Raw genomic sequence first — 20,111 nt, 5'->3', positions numbered from 1 at the left:
TGATGCTGCACAAAAAAATCTTTGTTAAGAAGGAAGTTTGGTCTTATGAATTACCTTGTTGCAGTTTTACCAGATCGAACACAAGTAGAAGCGGCTTACTCTGCTCTGGAAAAAGCAGGCTTACCAACTTCACAAGTTAGTATTTTGGGCGATGGTTATTTAAGTGCTGATGAATTTGGGATGATTGATCCCGACAAGCAAGCCCGCAAACAATCAAATCGGCTCTTTGGAGGGCTTGTAATCTTTGGATTTGTTGCAGGTTATGCCTTCAACCATTTCACAGAAGTTGAACTATTTCCCCAGTTTGCTAGATTTGGTAATGAATTTCTTGCTGGCATCTTAGGAGCTATAGGCGGTGCTTTGGGGGCTACTTTAATCGGTCAAGGAACTGGCATAACAGCTGGCAGTAGTGACGCTTTACCCTATCGTAACCGTCTAAATGCTGGTAAATACTTAATTGTAGTTACTGGGAATGAGGATTTAACACGCGAAGCTACGCGCGTACTGCGTCAATTTGAACCAGAGAATATTCAAGGCTATACAGACTATTCACAAAAAAGCAAACTTATGAGGAATTAAATATCTACATCGGGTTCAACGCCGAGCGATCGCAATTGTGCAATCAACCGTTCAGCCCGTTGTCTTTCTTGTTCAGCCCGTTGCCTTTCCTGTTCAGCCCGTTGGCTTTCTTGTTCTGTAGAAGTCAATACCCAGCAGCCTGTCCAATCATACCAGCGCAACCACGGCTGTTCTACATTTTGATACTGTCCCTGCCAGACACCCAAGCCTAATTCTAGTTCTGGTATCCAGAAGCGTGACTCTGAGAGTGCTATCTCACCATAACGACCTCCGTCTAATTTAAATACCCTAAACTCATATTTGTACCGATCAAATACTACATAATAAGGAACACGTAAAATTCGTTCATACACTTCCCATTTTCCTGGCGGTTGCTTGATATCGCGCAATGTCTGCCCTAAGTCTTCCTTTTCAGTACCTGGAGACAGCAATTCAACCACAATAAAAGGGTTAACTCCCTCTTGCCAAACGACATAACTTAAGCGTAAATCTCGCTGTTCGTATAGACGGGAAACACCTAAAACGGCAAACCAATCTGGTCGCTTATGCCACAGTGGATAACGCGGGTCATAATAAAGATTCAGATCGCTAGCAACGAATATCTCGTCGCTTGGATAATTTGGTGGACGAAAGGTTTCGTCTAACAAACGAGGTTGCAATAAGTGAAACTGATCGGGCAAACCAGGCTCCTCTGGATCTTCACTGGGAAGATCGTACATGGTCGGCAATACATCTTTTGGCGATCGCGGCGGGTCAGTTTGATACATCATAAAGCAGTAGTGATGATGAAACTCTCAGTTCTATTATGATTCAATTGTTTTTGAGTCACTCAACATCTTGCAGAACGAGGCAGCATAAATTTTTCACCTTCTGCTGCAAATTTACCACGAACCATCAGCACAGTTTCATCAAACGCATGGGGAAATGATTCCACATCTTTGACATCTAGAAGTTCTGGACTAAAGTAAATCACCACTTCTTCAATGGGTTGAGATATCTTAGCAAGAATATTCTTCAAAGAGCATATCTGCGTTGTCACTAAATCAAAAAGATGAAGTCGGGTATCTTCTATCTCCAGACAGGCGATTAAATCTAAATCTTCTGCGTAGTATAAAGTACGACTTCCTTCATTGACGCAAAACACAGCTTTTTCTTTGACTACGCCAACTATATTAGAGACAGGGGCGCGTGTTTCTAAAAGTCTGTGTAGCAATGTGTAATCTTTGGTATCTGTAAAATCCAGTGTTCTAAAGCTATCAGTGCTACCTGTAGAATTACACTTAATTTTGAAGATATATTCTTCGATAACACGAAAGCCAAAAGGCAAGTAAAACTCTGGTTGTGGTGTTGTTAGTACTAAGGTTTCGTAAATGCGATCGCGATCGCAATACCCTAGCACTTCCTCCATCACTTCCCGATAATACCCTCTCCGGCGAAATTCTGCACGGGTAGCTACTCCATGAACTCCTCCCACAGTGAGCTTTTGTCCCATGATTTGCATAGGAATTTCTAACACTCCTACATGGGTAATAGCTATATCATCATGAAAGCGAATAAATGGAGTTGAAGCTGTTTCCCAGGATGCACCTAGTTTTCTTGCACATTCTGCTAAACTTGTGAGTCCGGGAAAGGTGACTTCCATCAAGTCAAAAAGCTTATCGCTGATGCTAGGTTCATCAGAGAACGACTGTTTAAAACTATACTGGGTCATAGTTAAAGTATTATTTTTAACTACATTTTATACTACAACATCAATTTCAGCAAATTCAGAAAAAATAAATCTAAAATCCAAAATTCAAAATCTAAAATTTGCTCGGGTGTTGCGCCTGCAAGATTCACCTCAATAGGGTAAATCGGTATTAGTCAACCTTTTGAAATTAATAGTTCTATTAAATAGGAATTTGGATACAAAATTCTGTTTCTTGGCTTTTTTTCGAGGTACAAGTTAACTTGCCTTGGTGCATTTCTACTACAATCTGATAACTAATAAACAAGCCAAGCCCAGTTCCTTTACCAACAGGTTTTGTTGTAAAAAACGGATCAAATATTTTGGAAATTACTGATTCTTGAATACCCAGACCGTTGTTTTTAATGCGAATGTTGAGCCAAGTTTCATCAACGATCTCAGTACTAATCCAAATAGTAGGAACAAACGTTTGACATTGAGGATATTGACTAATTGATAGATTAGCGATCGCCTCGTTTAAAGCATAGATAGCGTTATTTAAAATATTCATAAATACTTGATTCAGTTGTGCAGGATAGCACTTTACATAAGGGATTACACCATAGTTTTTAATTATTTGAATTACCACATTTCCCGACTCACTTTGGAAGCGGTGACTCAGCAATGTGATTGTGTGATTGATACCTGCGTGAATATCAGCATTTTTGATATCTGCTTCATCCAACCGAGAAAAATTTCGCAGTAACAGCACAATTTCTCTAATGCGATCGCTACCAACTTGCATCGACTCCAGCAGCTTACCTAAATCTTTTTGAATAAAGTCCAAATCCCAGTTTACTATTGCTTCTTGAATTTGTAGCGAGGGAACTGGATAGGTTTGCTGGTAGAGTTGCAAGATTTTTAATAAGACTTCTGTATACTCAGATGCATAGTTGAGATTAGCGTAAATAAAGTTAACTGGATTATTAATTTCGTGAGCAATCCCTGCAACTAATTGCCGCAAACTCGACATTTTTTCAGTTTGCACCAGTTGAGCCTGAGTATATTTGAGTTTGTCAAGGGTAACTTTGAGGTCGTGATTAGCTTGAATTAGCTCAATATTTCGTTGTTCTACTCTAGCTTCCAGTTGCTCATTCGTTTGCTTCAATAATGCTTCTGCATGTTTGCGATCGTTAATATTGATCAGTGAGCCAGAGAATTCTGTTTCACTTTGAGGTTGAGCAGACATTTCTAACCAAACAATGACACCAGTTTGATGGTAAAAGCGGAGTACTTGACAAACCTCTACTCCGGTTTGTAGCTTTTCTAGAGTTTCTGACCACAAGTGCCGATCATCTAAGTCAATGAAATTGCCTAAAGCACTACCGAGGACATCTGTTATCCCATAACCAAGGGTATTTGTCCAGGCTCGGTTGAGGAAATTGAGATTACCGAAGCGATCGCATTTAAACACAATTTCGCGCAGACTATTCACCAATTCCCGGTAACGCCGCTCGGATTCAGACAATTTTTCAATCAAACTGTACTGAATCTGTGTATGCAATTCATTGTTCAAATCTGACATTCTACTGTACTCTCAAACGCTGAAGTAGCTCGGTATGGTTAATTGTATCGGCGTATAAGGGGAAGACATGAGTGTGGTAGAATTCTTGCTCAAACACCGTGCGAGCAGAAGTGCAATCAGACAAAACAACAACCTGATAGCCTTTCTCATGGGCAGAACGGCCTGTAGAATCAATACAAACCGAAGTGACTGCACCAGCTAGAACTACATGAGTAATCTCTTTTTCATGGAGAATCATGTCTAAGTTAGTATTGATGAAAGCATTAAATCCTCGTTTTCCGGGAACTTCGAGAATTCTGCTGCTAAAGGGTAGCAACTCATCAATCATCTGCGATCCCTTCGTACCAGCTTGAAAAGCCCCAACTTCCTTGATAGTTTTAAGAATGCCAACAGGTTCAACCAATTCCTGGTAGTTTGGCGTAAAAAAAATCGGTGTGGCAATCATCAACACTGGAGTTTGCAGCAAACACTGTACAAGCTCGACGGTGTTTTCTAATACTTTGGTGGCCGTTGAGGATTCCTCAATGACATTATATAGAATACCATCGGCTGCAAAGTAGTCATTTTGATAACCAATCAAGATCACAGCAGTACTTTGGGGTTGCATTGTATTTCTAACTATTTAGTAGATATAGACACTTTATTATTCCCGCTTTAAATCTGTTTCTAGCGATAACTACACAGAGAACATATAGTAAACGCGCTAACCCTGGGGCAATACTCTACGGCATATCAAGGCTTTCACTGTCTTTTTGCGTAAAGCCTATTAGCGATCGGGATTTAGCTGGGAATAGTTAGAAAAAGCATATAATTTGAGATAAATTGTCACTTTATGCCAAATAAACGCTTTTATCATATTGGCTTTGGACAAGATGATTTAGGTTCATCACCTCCCAGTATTGCCCTATTATCTGGCGATCCAGAGCGATCGCGCCTAATTGCCCAAACTTATTTCCAAGATGTCCGCATATTGTCAGAAAATCGCGGCCTCAATAGCTACGTGGGATATTTACCAAATGGCCGCAGCATCTTATCAGCTACTAGCGGTATGGGTGCGCCTTCATTAAGTATTGTGGTAAATGAATTAGTACAAGTAGGAATCCGGCAAATTATTCGCATTGGAACTTGCGGATCGATTCAACCTTATATACCAGTTGGTAGTGTTGTTATTAGCAGTGCAGCATTATGTCGCCAAGGTGCAGCTTCTGAAATCGCACCTGTGGAATATCCAGCCGCAGCCGATCCTTTTCTGACAGTAGCTTTGGTTAAAGCTGCGCGAGAATTAAAGATTGAACATTACATAGGAATCACGGCATCAGTTGATACTTTTTACGAAGGACAAGAACGCACTGATTCCGCAAATCCAAATTTAATGCGATCGCTGCATGGCATTACAGAAGAATATCGGCGCTTGAATATCTTAAATTATGAGATGGAATGCGGCACGCTATTTAAAATGGCAGGTGTGTATAATTTTGCCGCAGCAGCTATCTGCGGTGTAGTCGCTGGGCGTACTGTAAGCGAAAATATCATCTTAGAACAGAGAGATATTGCCGTGAAAAATGCGATCGCAACTGCTGTACATACAGCAACAAACCTTGAGTTAGCTAATTAATATTTACTTACTCAATCAACCCTCAGTAGTTTTATCATGTCTTTACCTAATCTTTAATTTTTAAATCAGTAATTATAGCTAATATATATTGAGCCAATCCAGTTAAATTAAGCATTTATTCCTTCTCCTACTTTGCGTTATTTGCAGTTAGTTAAAAAAATTACCTTGGCAAAAAGTTAAGCCTTAAATTAATCATATATTGTAAAAAATATCAAAAAAGAACCTGAAAACTACACGTATTGCAAGGATAATAACTAGTTGCTATCAACAATTTAGGCATTAATAAATATTGAAAAACTTGGAAAATAAGATAATATGAATAAAATTTTTAAGCATGGGATTAAAACCATGACTTTAAATGCAAAATATACGACGGGCTACATCTACGCACTAATACCAACACTGATATTTTTAGCATTCTCTAATCAAGCAACAGCTAACGATCCCGGAGCATGTTATATGATAACTTCCTCCGGTAAAACCATTGGATTAGAAAGGCTTTGTCCCAATACCAATATAGCCGCACCTTCAGACAACAAAGTTTTTCGAGTTTCAATCAAACGCCGCTTTGGTGGAACTCCTGTAATTGATGTTACTTTCAATGACAAGAAAACCTTTGAAATGATTGTAGATACAGGTGCGAGTGGAACTATTATCACCCAAGATATGGCGAATACACTTAAACTCCAAGCTACAGGTACAATGCAAGCTCAAATTGCCGATGGTAGCGAGGTACAATTCCCAACAGGTAAGGTAAAATCTGTTGCAGTAGGTGGAGTTACAGCTAATAATCTTCAGGTTGCGATCGCACCTAAAGCCAGCATCGGCTTACTGGGACACGATTTCTTTGGTAGTTATGATATTAAAATTCTGGAGAAAGAGGTCGAATTTCATCATCGTTAATGCTCACGGGACATTCCGAAATTGCTCTAATATTCGCCGTCGCACTCGTTCTATAACTACTTCTTCCTCAGCAGATAGCCCATCAAATAACATCTCATATATAAATGGTACACCTAACTCTAACTCCGATAAAAGTGCCCGTTGACTAAATACATCTTGTGGTTCCCCTTCTAGCATCAGTCGCCCTTTATCCATCACAAAAACCCAATCTGCCCACCGATAAACTAAATCCAAATCATGGGTTGCCATCACTAAAGTAGTCCCATCTTCATGAATTTTTTTCATCGTTGCTATCAAGTTTCGAGTATGTTTGATATCTAAATAAGCCGTTGGCTCATCCAGCACCAAAAGTTCTGGCCGCAATACCATCACATCTGCTATAGAAACTCGCTTCTTTTGTCCTAAACTTAGATGATGTACAGGTCTTTCGGCTAAAGCAGTCAGCCCAAATTCAACTAATGCTTGCTCTACTCGGTTTTTAATTTCTGATTCTGGTAAGCCCAAATTACACAAACCGTAAGATATATCTTCTTCAACAGTAGAAGCTACTAATTGTTGTTCTGGATCTTGAAATACTAACCCAACCTTCTGCCGTAAACTACTCAGATAATTTCGACTATAACTTAACGGTTCACCACGCCAACGCACAAGACCAGAATTAGGTTTATATAGACCATTAGCTAATAAAAATAGTGTAGTTTTACCACAACCATTTTGACCAATTAATGCACACCTTTTGCCAGATGGAATCTTAAGTGTTAGACCATTCAAAGCTGATTGCTGTGCTACTGGATAGGTGTAATAAACCTGCTCAAATTCGAGTAAATATTCCTGCATTCCGCCAAAAATCCAATCCTATTAATACTACACAGCCGAAAATAGCTTCAATGATATACCGCTTTTGAGGATGATAACGGCGGGGATGCCAAACTCGAAATTCACTGACAAAACCGCGTGCTTCCAATCCGAGAGAGAACTGACTATAACGTTGTAAGGTTCGCTGTAATAGTTGTCCGATTAGTAGTGCTAAACTTTTCATTCCACTATGCCAAGTACGGTAGCCACCACGAGCATTTTGGGCAGTCAACAATTCACTAGCTGTATTTAGCAGGATGAAAATAAACCGATACATTAGTAATAACAAATCGCTCAGAAGCACAGGAAATCGTAAGTAACGCAGAGTTTGTAATATCTCTGGGAAAGGCACTGTTAACATGAGAAAATATAAGCAAGAAACAGAGGCTAATGCTCTAGTTAAAATTCCCAATGCTTGGATACTGCCACTATGACTGATATAAATATAAAAGTGTCCGAAAGCGAATCCATACCACGAGTCTAATTGCACCTTGGGCAAATCAGGTATAGCAACTCCATTCACCATCAAAGCTGGTAAGCTTGTCAAACAAAAAATTATGGTGAACATTAACAACCGAAAATAAACACCAGCCGGGATTCTTGCATAAATAACTATCCAAATACCCATCCAAATCGCTATTAAAATTTGTACTAGCGGATGGGTAGTAAGGGAAATTGCAAGAGTAGTGAATGCAAAAATTATTTTATGTTCTGGTGGCAATCTTCGGAGTCGATTAGTATAAGCTAAAGTGTCTAATTGCAAGCTCATTCTTCACGCTTTTGTTGTTGGGAACGTCCTTTATACAACCCAATTGCATAACCGACAACTCCAGCACCCAAAGCTGCTTGCGAAGCAAATAACAAGCTTGCTACCTCACTACTAGGAGGTTCAAATAGTGATTTAAACCAGGGTTGATATCCGGGTTGTATTTCAGTAATTGCTTTTTTGGCTTGATCATCAGAACCGCCAAATTCCCCACTCCGCACAAATATCAATGGTGCAACTGCTAAAGCTAATACAGCTACTACCAACAGCCAGTTACTCAACCCTTTTTTAGATTGACTCATTACCATTTCCTCGCTTGATTAATTGCAACAGTTCCAATTCTTGAGGATTATAAGATTGCAGCCAGTTCCATACCAACACAGTTAGTAATCCTTCACTAATTGCTAAGGGAACTTGAGTTATAGCAAAAATTCCGGCGAACTTGGTAAATGAAGCGATAAATCCACCAACGGGGGCAGGGAAAGCTAGGGCGAGTTGAATAGAAGTTATAACGTAGGTTAGTAAATCTGCGATCGCAGTTGCTAAAAATATGGCGATTTTTTGTTTACCACTCAGCTTAATTGTCAGATTATATATCCAGTAAGCTGCAAATGGGCCAGCGATCGCCATCGAAAAAGCATTTGCGCCCAGCGTCGTCAAGCCGCCATGCGCCAATAACAAAGCTTGAAATAACAATACCAAGCTACCTAAAACCGTCATGGTGAGAGGGCCAAACAGCACCGCACCTAACCCCGTCCCTGTAGGATGAGAACAGCTACCTGTGACAGAAGGAATCTTCAACGCTGACAGTACAAAAGTGAAAGCACCAGCCAATCCCAGTAGTAGTTTTAGTTCCGGGTTAGCTTGGGTAATGCGAGTCAGACTACGCAATCCTAATAAAAAAAATGGTAATGCCACAATCCACCAAAAAACCGCCCACTGCACTGGTAAAAAACCTTCCATAATGTGCATAGCATAAGCGGGTTTGGGGAAACCAACTACCAAGTAAAAACTAATAACTCCCATCAGGGTTAGACTAACTAACGCCTGTTTTTTTCTTTTCATAACCTGTACCTCGCAGATTTATGTTAACGAATTGGTTCCCATCGGCGGGCATCCTGACTCACCTAATTTTGGCTCACAGTTGCGGGACAGCGCCGGATTCACACCGGACTTTCCCCCTTGCGTCCAATGGCTGCTCCCCATCAGAACCGATTGGAGTAACTATATCACTATTGCTCAAGCATCAAGACCGCGAACAAAATAATCCTATCAACCTAAATTGATTGTATTTAACAAAATTTGGGGGTTTAAGTCCCTGCCTAATAGGGGCAACACGTTTTGATGCCTAATTCAAATCCCCGTCACAAAACGTAATTGCAAATCGGAAATTGCGTTAGCGTAGCGGGGCGAAGCCCATTGCGAATTGGTTTAATATGCCCCCCCACTGGATTGAAGTTTTTAGAGAATACGTGGTCTACTAGACAACTAAACGTTTAAATACAATCTGGCTGCAAAGGACACTTCTGAGAATATGGAAACAATACCATTTATGGGTACTTCGTCCTTCGGCTGGCTGTACTGGGTAATACAGCCGCTAGCTCTACACATTCCAGATGGCTTTTTGAACTTACCCGTTATCCTGATCACCTGGATAATTGCCCTAAGTCTAATTACAGTAGCGACTAAGCGATCGCAGGCAGAATACCAAGAACGGGCTGTACCTTTAATGGGAGTTTGTGCAGCATTTATCTTCGCAGCGCAAATGATCAATTTCCCGATTCCAGGAGGCACTTCTGGACACCTTTTAGGCGGAACACTAGCTGGAGCTTTATTAGGCCCCTGGGCTGGCTCGCTAGTTATGGTTGCAGTGTTCATCGTGCAAGCTGTTCTGTTTCAAGATGGTGGACTGACCGTTTTAGGAGCCAACATCTTTAATATGGGATTAATTGGGACTTTTGGTGGTTACTATCTCTATCGCACAGTCAGATTTGCTACTGGGCGCGATACCTTGCGGGGTATGACAATTGGTGCGGCGATCGCTGCTTGGACAAGTGTAATGGTAGCTTCAGTTGTGTGTGCCTTACAACTAGCTGTGTCTGGAACAGTTCCTCTGATGGTAGGTTTGACAGCGATGGCTTCTTGGCATATTGTAATTGGCATTGGCGAAGCGCTGATCACCGTCGTAGCACTCAGCTTTATTTGGCGGACTCGACCTGATTTATTTTACGATCCACCTCGTAAGATAAAATCACCTGTGTCTCGTCCCGTCTCTCGTTATTAAAAGGTGTGTGTTGAATCAGGATTTAATACTTATGAGTAGCAACCTTTCGCGATCGCGCAACCAAGCTTTTGTTATCGCTGGCTTAGGTATTGCCCTGTTGATTGCAATTTTCCTTTCGCCACTAGCAAGTCAAAACCCAGATGGGCTAGATAGAGTCTCAGAAGACTTGAAGTTTGACAACAAAGCACTCGAAGATAAACCCGCTCACAAATTACCCTTTTATGGGATTTTTGATGAGTATGCCCTTAGAGGAGTACCAGAAGCGATCGCTACTCCATTAGCTGGGTTAGTCGGAACACTAGCAACTTTTGGTTTAGCCTGGGGTATTGGCAAACTAGTTGTTCGTGGTTCTAGTTCACCTTCTACACAGAATAATGCTGATTCAGACTCAGATGCGCCAGATTAACAATTCGTAATTAGTAATTAAATACAGATAGGAACTGAACATCATGCTGCTGCACGTTGGGGCGTTTGTGCTGGATATCGATAGCAAACAAGCTACTCTTTGGCACAAACTCGCTCCCCGTACTCGGATACTTTGTACCTTATTGTTTGTGTTTGCCAATGCTCTAACACCAAATGGGCATTGGTGGACTTGGGCTATTTATGGATTAGCTTTAATCAGTCTAGTCTTGCTTAGTAAAGTCACCCTATCAGTACTAGTGAAACGGTTAGCAGTTGAGCTAACGTTTATTAGTGTCGTTCTCCTGGGTACTTTATTTCGGGGTGGTGGCGAGGTGTTATGGTCTTGGGGATCATTGCAGATTACGACAGTGGGGCTAACTGTCTTGGGTAGCGTCACGCTTAAAGCATTGCTATCGCTGCTAATACTAAACTTACTGACTTTAACAACTTCGGTAACAGCCCTGCTTCATGCCCTGCTGGAATTAAGAACTCCACCACTATTAGTAGCAATTCTGGCATCTATGTATCGCTATATCAGCGTGTTGATCGGCGAGTTTAACGCTATGCGTCGGGCGGCGGAGTCTCGAAATCTGATGAACAGCAATCGCTCTATCCGGCTAATTGTTGGCAACATGATTGGAGCGCTGTTTATCCGTACTTACGATCGCGGAAATCTCGTTTATCAAGCGATGCTCTCACGAGGCTATCAAGGAGTACCACCAATGATGGAAAAAGTCTCGCCAGGAGGACGATCTGACGTTGTGGCTTTAAGTCTAACTGTAATTTTGGCACTATTGGGTCAGGCTATTTACTGGCGGAAATAACCTTTTTTCACATTATCTCAATGCACCATAATCCAATATCAATTCAAAATCTTAGCTATACCTATCCTGATGGAACTCAAGCTTTAGACCAAATAAATTTGTCTATCAAGGCAACAGAACGAGTGGCGCTAATCGGAGCCAATGGTTCGGGAAAATCCACGCTGCTGTTACATCTGAATGGAATTATCATGCCGCAAGCGGGAGAAGTGACTATTGGAGAGTGGTCTATAAACTCGGAAAATTTGCAAAATATTCGGAATTTTGTGGGTTTGGTGTTTCAGAACCCAGATAATCAGCTATTCATGCCAACAGTTTGGGAAGATGTTGCTTTTGGGCCGTTAAATCTGGGTGTGCAAGGTGATGAATTGATCGAACGAATTCTGCAAGCAATGGCAGCAGTTGATATTGATCCCCAATGGTATGGGCAACGCTATACAAATAATTTATCTGGAGGTGAAAAGAAGCGGATTGCGATCGCTGGAGTCTTGGCTATGAACCCACAAGTATTAGTATTGGATGAACCCTCTGCTCAGTTAGATCCCCGTTCCCGCCGTCAATTCATTGAATTGCTACAAACTTTACCTCTGACACAACTGATTGCAACCCATGATTTAGATTTAGCTTTGGATTTATGCGATCGCACAGTTGTTCTCAGTCAAGGTAAAGTCGTATACGATGGCCCAACTGAACAGGTAATGAGCAATCCAGAGTTTTTACATGGGCACGCTTTAGAGTCACCACTAAGTTATAGCCGCCCTTACTGTCAGTTAGAACATGCACCTGTTAAGGCATCTCGATACCGTGAATTTGTTTAATTCACCCACAAATATTTTTCACCTGCTAAATCATTGCCCTATCTAAAAATTTCACCGGAGAGGCAGCTGTTGGGAGCAAGGAGTTCTTAGCTGGGATAAATAATTCTTCCTTTTTCTCCCTGCTCCCTGCCCCCTGCTCCCCTGCCTCTTTTAACATGGAGATATCACTGATGTTACTCGCTTCTTCTGATAAACCTATTGATAAAAATCTCAAAGATGTTGTAAACGAAATTGAAGCGCAAAGTCCTAGTTTATCAGTTTTAGCAGCCCGCCAATTTCGCTATAGCTTGCGTCAAACTCCTGTAGAAGTCAATATCAAAGAACCACGACAATTTAACATACTCGAAGAATTTATTATCCGCGCTGCTATTGAATTTCAGCCCCCACCAACAGAGGATGAATTAGCTTCTATACTTGCACTGGATTCTGTATTTATTCAAACTACTACTGCAAATCTTCGTTCATTACAAACTCTATCAGCAACATCACCAATTACAGTTACTCCTGAAGGTCGCTCATTTTATGAAAAAGGGTCTGTACCACAGCCCCCATATCCTGTACAACTTAATGCTATTACAGACCCTTTAGGCAACAATATTACCTTTCAATTTGAATCATTAAATGATACGATTGTCAATCTTCCTGATTTGGCAGATTTTATTAATATTGATCATCTAATTACTGATATCTCTTCACTACCTCTTGAGCAAATCCAAAAAAGCATTCAAGATTCAGGTTTAGAACTTCATTTGCCAGAAAAGGGAAAGATTGTTACTTCCTGTAAAATTGTAGCTTCGACTCAAAAAATTTGGCGGAAAATATCGATTTTCGTTATCTTCGATGCCACTAAAGAGAAGTTGAGGATTCAAATAAGAAGTGGAAAGCAAATTTTAGAATCAGCGTCAAATTTATTAGAAGTGCTACATGCTGAAGGCAAAATATCTTTAGAAACATTATGTCAATTATCAACCGAAACCATCAATTTAGAACGTGAAGCGATTCTGAAGCAAAAAAATACTGAAATAGATGCTACGCTAAAAGTATTAGAAACTAATAAAAAAGTTGGTGAAAAAATAGATAATAACTCAGTGAAAGGTGATAATCTATTGTAAATATCTATAATATCTAATCAATCGCCTCTTCCTAAAGATTTAGAAATCATTTCTTTTTTATAACTAAAATATGCCTTTTGTTAGAAGAAGAATTACCTTTTTATAGTTAGGGTTTATTTGTACTCCAAAATAAGTGAATTAGCATGATAAGTTTAATTTCTAGGACGATTTCTGAGATCAGTTCCTTACTTAAAGGACTTCAGGTAAAAAGTTTCGTGGCTGTTGTCCTAGTTGGCTTTCTAGTACTGACAACGAATGTTACTTATGGGCAAAATGACAAAGGCTTAAAGGAAAGAGTTCGTGAACAGATAGAGCAAAATGATGCTCAAAGACCCAAAACAACAGGGCAGTGGAATAAAGAAGCTCGTGAAACAGAAGGCTCTCTTGGTAAAAGGCTTGAGAAGATTGGAGAAGAGTCAGCAGAAGCCTTTAAAGAATTTGGCTCTGGGTATGTAGAGGGCGCTCAGAAAACTGCTAGCGATGTAGGAAATAGCGCGGCACAGACAGGCGAAAATATCTCTAACCAAGTTGGACGCTAAATGCGTTTCAGTATTCTATTAGCATTGACGCACCCATCCCTTCTAGAGGTGGGATTTATAGGATAATAGATCAAGACTGAAGATAGATGATTTGAAAAACGACATCTATCGTAGGGGCAATTCATGAATTGCCCCTACAGCGTTGATCTATTTCCCATCAAAGAAGCTTAATAAAAAGCTATAGGATTACTATTTGATTTTTGAACGAAATTAGGTATTTTAGAGTATGTTATAACGGAGTTCGTAACGCACTATTATCAAGGCTTTGATGCGTTACGCTGTCGCCAACACATCCTACGGATATTTTCAGAAATCAAACCAAATTCCTATATAAACGACGTATTTATACTAAAAAAATTACTTTGTACAGGGCATAAGTCCTAAAAATTTATACTTTTAATAGGGTAGTGCAGCTAGCTGTGCCGCCTTACTGCGTATTCGATGAAAAAGAGAATTGCTAATTTTGAGAACCGTAAGCATAGACATCGCCTCCACTTTGTTCTATACAAAATTCAGATGAATAACAGATAATAAATAACTTTAAGTAATAGCTTAAAAAGTTGGCAATAAATAAAGTGAACTATTAAGGTTTGTCATTTTTTATCTACAAATAGTCAAAGACACTTGATGTATAAGCATCAACCGCTTTCACTACGGGGAGAAAAATAACAATAAATCAAGTTATGTTAGTTATGTTTATTTATACCTACTTTATTTAATTGATCTCAATTATTAATGTATTACTTTTTACTAAAAAGCTATAAATTTAATAACAGCTAAGTAACTGTCGAATAACTGTTTTAAAACATGAAACAATGAGGAGATAGCTAAGACAGAAAAGAATAAAGCACACAGATAATTAGTGATATGAAGCAATCTAAGAGTATTCGGAAGCGGGGACTTGTCCTAACGATCGCAGGGATGAAGCGCTTACAAGCAGCAATTCTAGCGATGGAAAAGGTTCAAAACAATGGCAATCACTTCACTCTAGAAGATTTAGGCGATCGCATGAATGTTTCGACCAAAACCCTAAACCGATTGTGGTCGTTGAATACAGGCGTGGATCAAAAAACCCTAAAATTGTGCTTTACCGCCTTTAACTTAGAACTGCACAAGGAAGACTACACAATCTTGAGTGAGCCTAACAATACTGAAAACTCTCAAATTACTTCAGTAAATTCGAATACAGATATTAAAGCTGTATTACCGTCTTTACCTTTAGACTTATTTGCTACTCAGCAATCTAGCCAACTCGAAAACCTTTGGTCATACCCAGACGGCCCCGTACCTCTAGATTCCCCTTTCTACGTCGAACGTCCTCCCATTGAAGAACTAATTTATCGAGAAATAATTCAACCAGGCTGTGTAATCCGAATTAGAGCGCCAAGAGAGATGGGTAAAAGTTCTCTTGTGCTACGGCTGTTAGCCTTTGCTCAAATGCAAGGTTATCGCCCGGTAAACGTGAATTGCAAGCAACTTGATGCGAGTTGTTTGACAGACTTAAATAAGCTTCTGCGTTCTTTTTGCTGGCAAATTGCAACAGAATTAGGCATAGATCCCAAGCTAGATGACAACTGGGATGAGGAAATAGGTTGTAAATTAAGTTGCAGTTTATACTTGCAATCTTATTTGCTCAAACAGAGTAAAAGTCCCGTGGTTTTAGTCTTAAATGAGGTTGACCGCTTTTTTGAATATCCTGAAATTGCTCAGGAGTTCTTTGGTTTGTTGCGTTCTTGGTATGAAGAAGCACGACAAGATACGAATTTACGCAAATTAAGACTAGTGGTTGTTTACTCCACAGAAGTGTATGTCTCTCTGGATATCAACCGTTCTCCATTTAATATTGGATTACCGATTCGTCTACCAGAATTTACTAAGCATCAAGTCGAATATTTGGCTCAACGGCATGGACTAGACTGGACTTCTGGTAATGAGGTTACACAACTGATGTCTCTTGTCGGGGGACATCCAGCCCTAATTCGGATTGCTCTGTATTATCTCTGCTGTCAAGGAATTACTTTACAAGAACTGATAGATGAAGCGATCGCTAACGGTGGTATTTATCGTTATCATTTATGGCGACACTGGGCAATGTTGCAAGAAAATCCTAGTTTGGTAAAAGCGTATCTTGAAGTTGTTACCGCAAAGCAAAGCCCTTCTCTCAATCCCATTGATGCTCATAAGCTCGAAAGCTTGGGGTTGATCGCTTATGAAGGCGATCGCATTTTACCGCGTTGCCAACTCTACGGTGCTTACTTTAAAAAGCAACTTAGTGTTGCTGAATTGGAATATAAATCATTGCAAAAACGTGCCTAAACAAACTCTCAAATACTTTTTTCTCACGCCTCTATGCTTTTCAAAACTCTGGGCGGAGGATTTCTTTGCTCAGAGTTTTATAAAGCGTAATTAATTAAATACTTGACCAATAAAGCTGATAATGCTCAATAAAAAATGTTCCGTTATTGGAAGACGTTTTAAAAAAGAAGTAATAATCTCCTGGCTCCCAAATACTAAATTCTTGCTCTTGTTCTTGAACAACAGCCGTCGAGCCACCATTAGGGATAGTCATCCCAGCAGTTTGTATTCCGTTCTGCGCTCTCATCAGAAAAACTTCCAGCAGAGAGAAACCCTGTAATTCCGCAGAATAACGAATTTTAAAGCGAATTTTTCCTCCATCTCGTAGGGTCTTTTGAACAGAAAACTTTTCTGTTTGAATGGGATAGCCAGACAGTTTAATAGCCTGATCTTCTGTTAAAATTTTGATATACTTTTGATTAACTGAACTCATTAATTTTCCTCCTGAACAGTAATAGGGTATATTGACGTAATTCCATTGTGACAAATATCTTTTAGTGAGAATTCAACACTAATTAATTAGAAGTCAGAAGTGAGAATCAGGTCTACTTTGACTGATATATGATTAATCAAGTTTTATTGGGGTTATTTAATTATTCTGATTTCTAACTTTTGACTCTTGAATTCTTCCTGTCACGTTCGTATTTTCCCTTTATCGCTAAGAAAATGCAATGACAGATAAGACAGTTAAAAAGATAGCTAAAAATTTAACTGAGTATAACCAAAATCATTTAGACTGAAGCATTAACTATATGAATCCAGTTTGATTCCTGAAATTACTAGGAATTGGCCATTTATAGAAAAAATTAAACAGGAAACAGTTTAAAAACCACATCTGTCGTAGGGTAAATTTACGAATTTAACCTACGACATATAAGGGACTTGCAAAAAATAAATTATCCCAAATTATTTCTATATTTATAGGGCAATACGGTTCAGATAAGACCAAAAAACTTGTAGAGACGGCGATTTATCGCGTCTCAAAACCCACTATTTTGCACAATTGGCGCTCTTAACCCAAGCGTATTGCCTCATATTTGAGTTAAAGGTTATTGGTATCGATAATTGGTCTTTTAAGACGCGATAAATCGCTGTCTCTACATGAGCGATAAATCGCGTCTCTACATGAGGGTTTTGGGCTTATCTGAACTGTATTGATTTATAGGGGCACAAGGTCTTGCACCCCTAAGTTTGCAGAGTGTCCCACAGGGATAGGATATTTTTTTGGAAGTCTCTAATTCTAAATTCTTCTTCAAGAAACTTGTATATCTTGCAGCTTTGCCACCATTTCTGCACGCGCTGAAACCTTCAACTTACGAAACATTCTCTTCAAAGCTTGTTTGACAGAATTTTGCGTAATCCAAAGTTTTTCCCCAATTTCCGCATTTGTTAATCCCTGCGCTACTAACTCGGCAATTTGTAACTCACGTGCTGTTAGAGGACTTACTACAAGGGAATGGGATATTTTTGGTGTCCGCAGAGTTGCCATTTTTGCTGACAAATGAATGCATAAGGCACTCAAATCGGCTAAATCGTTGCCATTAAAAGGGGGATTTCCCTTATCACGAGCTAAGTTTAGGGTTCCGACAAGACGACCATTGCAAACAATTGGCCCAGTCATGACGTGTTCGTGGTCGGAACGCGAACAAAAATGTTTCCAGTCTGTTGGTGATAATAATAACTGTTCATGGGCGGGAGCGTGACGTTCAACCACATAGCGCCCCACTGGATTGCTTTCTAAGCAGACTGCTGGAATACCCTGAACATCGATTTGGCTTGTTGGTTGCTCATCTAGAAAATAAATGCCCCAATTTTGCACGCCAAAATGCTCACCAATTTTATCCGTGAGAGCTAGCCTTAATTCTTGCTCATTTTGGACATTAGCGATCGCATCAAATACAGCGTGAAGAGAATTAACCATAAGTGTACCCAGTTGGGGACTATCCAAGCCTCAACAATTACTTCTATGCTAATACCAACGAAACTAAAACGCTAATTAACAGTAGCGACTAGGAGAAGCACATGACAGTTACACAACTCTCTGCTCAGGAACTTTTCCGGGCTGCTTATGAGAACCGCTATACTTGGGACAAGAATTTTCCCGGCTATACTGCAAATATTACCTTTAAGCATGACGATAAAGTTTTTACAGGCAAAGTAATCATCAATGCCAATCTCAAAGCCGAAGTTTTAGATGTAGATGATGAGCCAGCCCAGAAAGCAATTCATGGCCAAGCCTGGGAGATAGCAATTCACCGCGTCCGCCGCAGCTTTGAAGACACTCACAGCGCCAATACTTTTAGCTATGGTAAAACTGACGAAACTGGTGCGGTTGAGCTTTTAATTGGTGGTAAGGCTGAGGGCGATAAATACAAAGTCCGCAATAATGAAGTCTGCCATGTTCACCGTCTAATTCACGGTACTTTCGTGACAATTGATACTTTCAGCAGCCACGACACGGGAGAAGGCTACCTATCCCACCGCTATGACTCTGTATATCATGACCCCAAAACTGGGGAACAAAAGGGCGGTAGAAGCGAGTTTACTGATGAATATGAAAAAGTTGGTGACTATTTCATTCTAAATCGTCGGGAAATTCGCACCGAGACAGCAGGACAAGTATCTACTCAAGAATTTGTCTTCTCTGACATCAAATTGTTGGAACCTGTTGCTGCTTAAACTTTATTTGAGAATTTACAAATTAGCGATCGCTTCTTTAAACTAAAGAGCGATCGCTTTTATATTTAATATGCGATCGTTTTATACCAATTTAATGTAGGCCGCACTAAATGAGTAACTCTCTATTCTTGGCGCTCTTGGCGTACTTGGCGGTTCGTTTAATATTCAATGGTTTTAACCCACGAAGGTGGGTTTTGACTGTGTAGCCGCGACTTCCAGTCGCCCGGTGAGTAATAAATTAGACTTTTTAAACAAACTCTAATACTTTTGTCATTGCTAGCAAAGCGTGGCAATCCCAAACCTTTGCGATTGCAACTCTTGGAGACGCTGCGCGAACATTCCGCTTCGTTGCATTCGCAATGACATATCGTAAGGGATTTGCCGAACTTGATATTAAGCCACAATATAAGGCGAGTTAATCGCCGCTACACGGCCAGCATCTAGTAAAGCTTGGTATACCATTACCGTTACCTCAGCGCGTGTAGCATCGCGGGTAGGATTGAGTTGTTTGAGGTTTGGGTGATTGACAATAATCCCCTTGTCAACAGCTTTTAGTACCTCATCTTTAGCATAATCAGGAATCTTTGCTTGGTCATCAAAAACTTTGATAGATCCTGTACCATCAGCAGATAATCCCAACCCATTCACTAGGGAGACAATCACTTGCACTCGCTGAATATTTTTGTTGGGGCCGAAAGTACTATCAGGAAAACCAGAGAGAAATAAACCTTGATATGCCTGTTGAATTACCTTAGCTGCCCAAAAGTCTGCCGGTACATCTTTGAATTTAATGACAGGACGATTTGGTGGTGGATTGAAAGCTTTTACCAGCAATGCGGCGTATTGCGCCCGTGTCATTGTAGCATCGGGTTTAAATGTGCGATCGGGAAAACCATTAACTATGCCCAATTTGACTAATTCCCGAATAAACCCACCTGCCCAATGATTACTAATATCGGTTAATTCAATAGTGGGAGTTGGTGTGGGAGTGGGAGCTGGTGTGGGTGTTGGCGTTGGCGTTGGCGTTGGCGTTGGCGTTGGCGTTGGTGTTGGTGTTGGCGTGGGTGTTGGTGTTGGTGTTGGCGTTGGCGTTGGCGTTGGTGTTGGTGTTGGCGTGGGTGTTGGTGTT

22 protein-coding genes and 1 riboswitch are annotated in these 20,111 nt (G+C 40.3%); of the genes, 11 read left to right on the top strand and 11 right to left on the bottom strand.

Annotated elements, in window-relative coordinates:
* Nucleotides 1–45 precede the first annotated feature (45 nt).
* On the top strand, nucleotides 46–579 hold the full coding sequence (locus VB732_RS08520) for a hypothetical protein (protein WP_323230378.1): 534 nt from the start codon (nucleotides 46–48) through the stop codon (nucleotides 577–579).
* On the opposite strand, the gene VB732_RS08515 is transcribed toward VB732_RS08520, so the two are convergent.
* The 4 genes from VB732_RS08515 to VB732_RS08500 form a co-directional block, all read right to left on the bottom strand.
* Complete coding sequence (locus tag VB732_RS08515; protein ID WP_323230443.1) at nucleotides 576–1,346, bottom strand: Uma2 family endonuclease; 771 nt, start codon at nucleotides 1,344–1,346, stop codon at nucleotides 576–578. The genes VB732_RS08520 and VB732_RS08515 overlap by 4 nt on opposite strands.
* Before the next feature lie 62 nt (nucleotides 1,347–1,408).
* Complete coding sequence (locus VB732_RS08510; RefSeq protein WP_323230377.1) at nucleotides 1,409–2,290, bottom strand: GNAT family N-acetyltransferase; 882 nt, start codon at nucleotides 2,288–2,290, stop codon at nucleotides 1,409–1,411.
* A gap of 178 nt (nucleotides 2,291–2,468) precedes the next feature.
* On the bottom strand, nucleotides 2,469–3,830 hold the full coding sequence (locus tag VB732_RS08505) for an ATP-binding protein (RefSeq protein WP_323230376.1): 1,362 nt from the start codon (nucleotides 3,828–3,830) through the stop codon (nucleotides 2,469–2,471).
* Between the two features lies 1 nt (nucleotide 3,831).
* Nucleotides 3,832–4,437 (bottom strand): cysteine hydrolase family protein, encoded by a 606-nt coding sequence (locus VB732_RS08500; protein ID WP_323230375.1) that lies wholly within the window; start codon nucleotides 4,435–4,437, stop codon nucleotides 3,832–3,834.
* A gap of 225 nt (nucleotides 4,438–4,662) precedes the next feature.
* Between VB732_RS08500 and VB732_RS08495 the strand changes: the two genes are divergently transcribed.
* Complete coding sequence (locus VB732_RS08495) at nucleotides 4,663–5,445, top strand: nucleoside phosphorylase (protein WP_323230374.1); 783 nt, start codon at nucleotides 4,663–4,665, stop codon at nucleotides 5,443–5,445.
* A 348-nt stretch (nucleotides 5,446–5,793) separates the two neighbouring features.
* The gene (locus VB732_RS08490; RefSeq protein WP_323230373.1) at nucleotides 5,794–6,348 is read left to right on the top strand and encodes a retropepsin-like aspartic protease; all 555 of its coding nucleotides are present in this window, start codon (nucleotides 5,794–5,796) and stop codon (nucleotides 6,346–6,348) included.
* 3 nt (nucleotides 6,349–6,351) lie between these two features.
* On the opposite strand, the gene VB732_RS08485 is transcribed toward VB732_RS08490, so the two are convergent.
* Genes VB732_RS08485 through VB732_RS08470 form a run of 4 tightly spaced genes read right to left on the bottom strand, consistent with a single transcriptional unit; the run spans nucleotide 6,352 to nucleotide 9,034 of the window.
* Nucleotides 6,352–7,185, bottom strand: coding sequence for an ABC transporter ATP-binding protein (locus VB732_RS08485; RefSeq protein WP_323230372.1), 834 nt, complete (start codon nucleotides 7,183–7,185; stop codon nucleotides 6,352–6,354).
* Complete coding sequence (gene cbiQ, locus VB732_RS08480; protein WP_323230371.1) at nucleotides 7,160–7,972, bottom strand: cobalt ECF transporter T component CbiQ; 813 nt, start codon at nucleotides 7,970–7,972, stop codon at nucleotides 7,160–7,162. Before cbiQ (VB732_RS08480) ends, VB732_RS08485 begins: the two co-directional genes overlap by 26 nt.
* Nucleotides 7,969–8,271, bottom strand: a complete 303-nt coding sequence (locus tag VB732_RS08475; RefSeq protein ID WP_323230370.1) for an energy-coupling factor ABC transporter substrate-binding protein — start codon at nucleotides 8,269–8,271, stop codon at nucleotides 7,969–7,971. The genes cbiQ (VB732_RS08480) and VB732_RS08475 overlap by 4 nt, the downstream gene beginning before the upstream one ends.
* Nucleotides 8,258–9,034 (bottom strand): energy-coupling factor ABC transporter permease, encoded by a 777-nt coding sequence (locus VB732_RS08470; RefSeq protein WP_323230369.1) that lies wholly within the window; start codon nucleotides 9,032–9,034, stop codon nucleotides 8,258–8,260. Before VB732_RS08470 ends, VB732_RS08475 begins: the two co-directional genes overlap by 14 nt.
* 25 nt (nucleotides 9,035–9,059) lie before the next feature.
* Nucleotides 9,060–9,200: riboswitch (cobalamin riboswitch) on the bottom strand.
* A 303-nt stretch (nucleotides 9,201–9,503) separates the two neighbouring features.
* Here VB732_RS08470 and cbiM point away from each other — a divergent pair.
* From cbiM to VB732_RS08435, 7 genes are all read left to right on the top strand, one after another.
* Nucleotides 9,504–10,253, top strand: coding sequence for a cobalt transporter CbiM (gene cbiM, locus VB732_RS08465; protein WP_323230368.1), 750 nt, complete (start codon nucleotides 9,504–9,506; stop codon nucleotides 10,251–10,253).
* A 31-nt stretch (nucleotides 10,254–10,284) separates the two neighbouring features.
* Nucleotides 10,285–10,659, top strand: a complete 375-nt coding sequence (locus VB732_RS08460; protein WP_323230367.1) for a PDGLE domain-containing protein — start codon at nucleotides 10,285–10,287, stop codon at nucleotides 10,657–10,659.
* A 43-nt stretch (nucleotides 10,660–10,702) separates the two neighbouring features.
* Entirely contained in the window at nucleotides 10,703–11,482 is a 780-nt protein-coding gene (gene cbiQ, locus VB732_RS08455; protein WP_323230366.1) for a cobalt ECF transporter T component CbiQ, read from the top strand.
* Between the two features lie 20 nt (nucleotides 11,483–11,502).
* Nucleotides 11,503–12,297: an energy-coupling factor ABC transporter ATP-binding protein gene (locus VB732_RS08450; RefSeq protein ID WP_323230364.1), complete on the top strand. Its 795-nt coding sequence runs from the start codon at nucleotides 11,503–11,505 to the stop codon at nucleotides 12,295–12,297.
* Between the two features lie 170 nt (nucleotides 12,298–12,467).
* Entirely contained in the window at nucleotides 12,468–13,409 is a 942-nt protein-coding gene (locus VB732_RS08445) for a hypothetical protein (RefSeq protein WP_323230363.1), read from the top strand.
* 143 nt (nucleotides 13,410–13,552) lie between these two features.
* Nucleotides 13,553–13,948, top strand: a complete 396-nt coding sequence (locus VB732_RS08440; protein WP_323230362.1) for a hypothetical protein — start codon at nucleotides 13,553–13,555, stop codon at nucleotides 13,946–13,948.
* 867 nt (nucleotides 13,949–14,815) lie between these two features.
* Nucleotides 14,816–16,264 (top strand): AAA-like domain-containing protein, encoded by a 1,449-nt coding sequence (locus VB732_RS08435; protein WP_323230361.1) that lies wholly within the window; start codon nucleotides 14,816–14,818, stop codon nucleotides 16,262–16,264.
* 94 nt (nucleotides 16,265–16,358) lie between these two features.
* Here VB732_RS08435 and VB732_RS08430 read toward each other — a convergent pair whose 3' ends face one another.
* Both VB732_RS08430 and VB732_RS08425 read right to left on the bottom strand, forming a co-directional pair.
* On the bottom strand, nucleotides 16,359–16,736 hold the full coding sequence (locus VB732_RS08430) for a hypothetical protein (protein WP_323230360.1): 378 nt from the start codon (nucleotides 16,734–16,736) through the stop codon (nucleotides 16,359–16,361).
* Between the two features lie 819 nt (nucleotides 16,737–17,555).
* Complete coding sequence (locus VB732_RS08425) at nucleotides 17,556–18,224, bottom strand: helix-turn-helix transcriptional regulator (protein WP_323230359.1); 669 nt, start codon at nucleotides 18,222–18,224, stop codon at nucleotides 17,556–17,558.
* A gap of 101 nt (nucleotides 18,225–18,325) precedes the next feature.
* Between VB732_RS08425 and VB732_RS08420 the strand changes: the two genes are divergently transcribed.
* Entirely contained in the window at nucleotides 18,326–18,982 is a 657-nt protein-coding gene (locus VB732_RS08420; protein ID WP_323230358.1) for a DUF3386 domain-containing protein, read from the top strand.
* Between the two features lie 393 nt (nucleotides 18,983–19,375).
* On the opposite strand, the gene VB732_RS08415 is transcribed toward VB732_RS08420, so the two are convergent.
* On the bottom strand, nucleotides 19,376–20,111 hold a 736-nt coding region (locus tag VB732_RS08415), incomplete at its 5' end, for an S-layer homology domain-containing protein (RefSeq protein WP_323230357.1).

It is taken from the genome of Nostoc sp. UHCC 0252 (genome assembly GCF_034931145.1).
Classification (GTDB): Bacteria; Cyanobacteriota; Cyanobacteriia; order Cyanobacteriales; family Nostocaceae; genus Nostoc.
The sequence above is the reverse complement of the archived record's forward strand: the minus strand, read 5'-3'. Positions and strand labels throughout refer to the sequence as shown.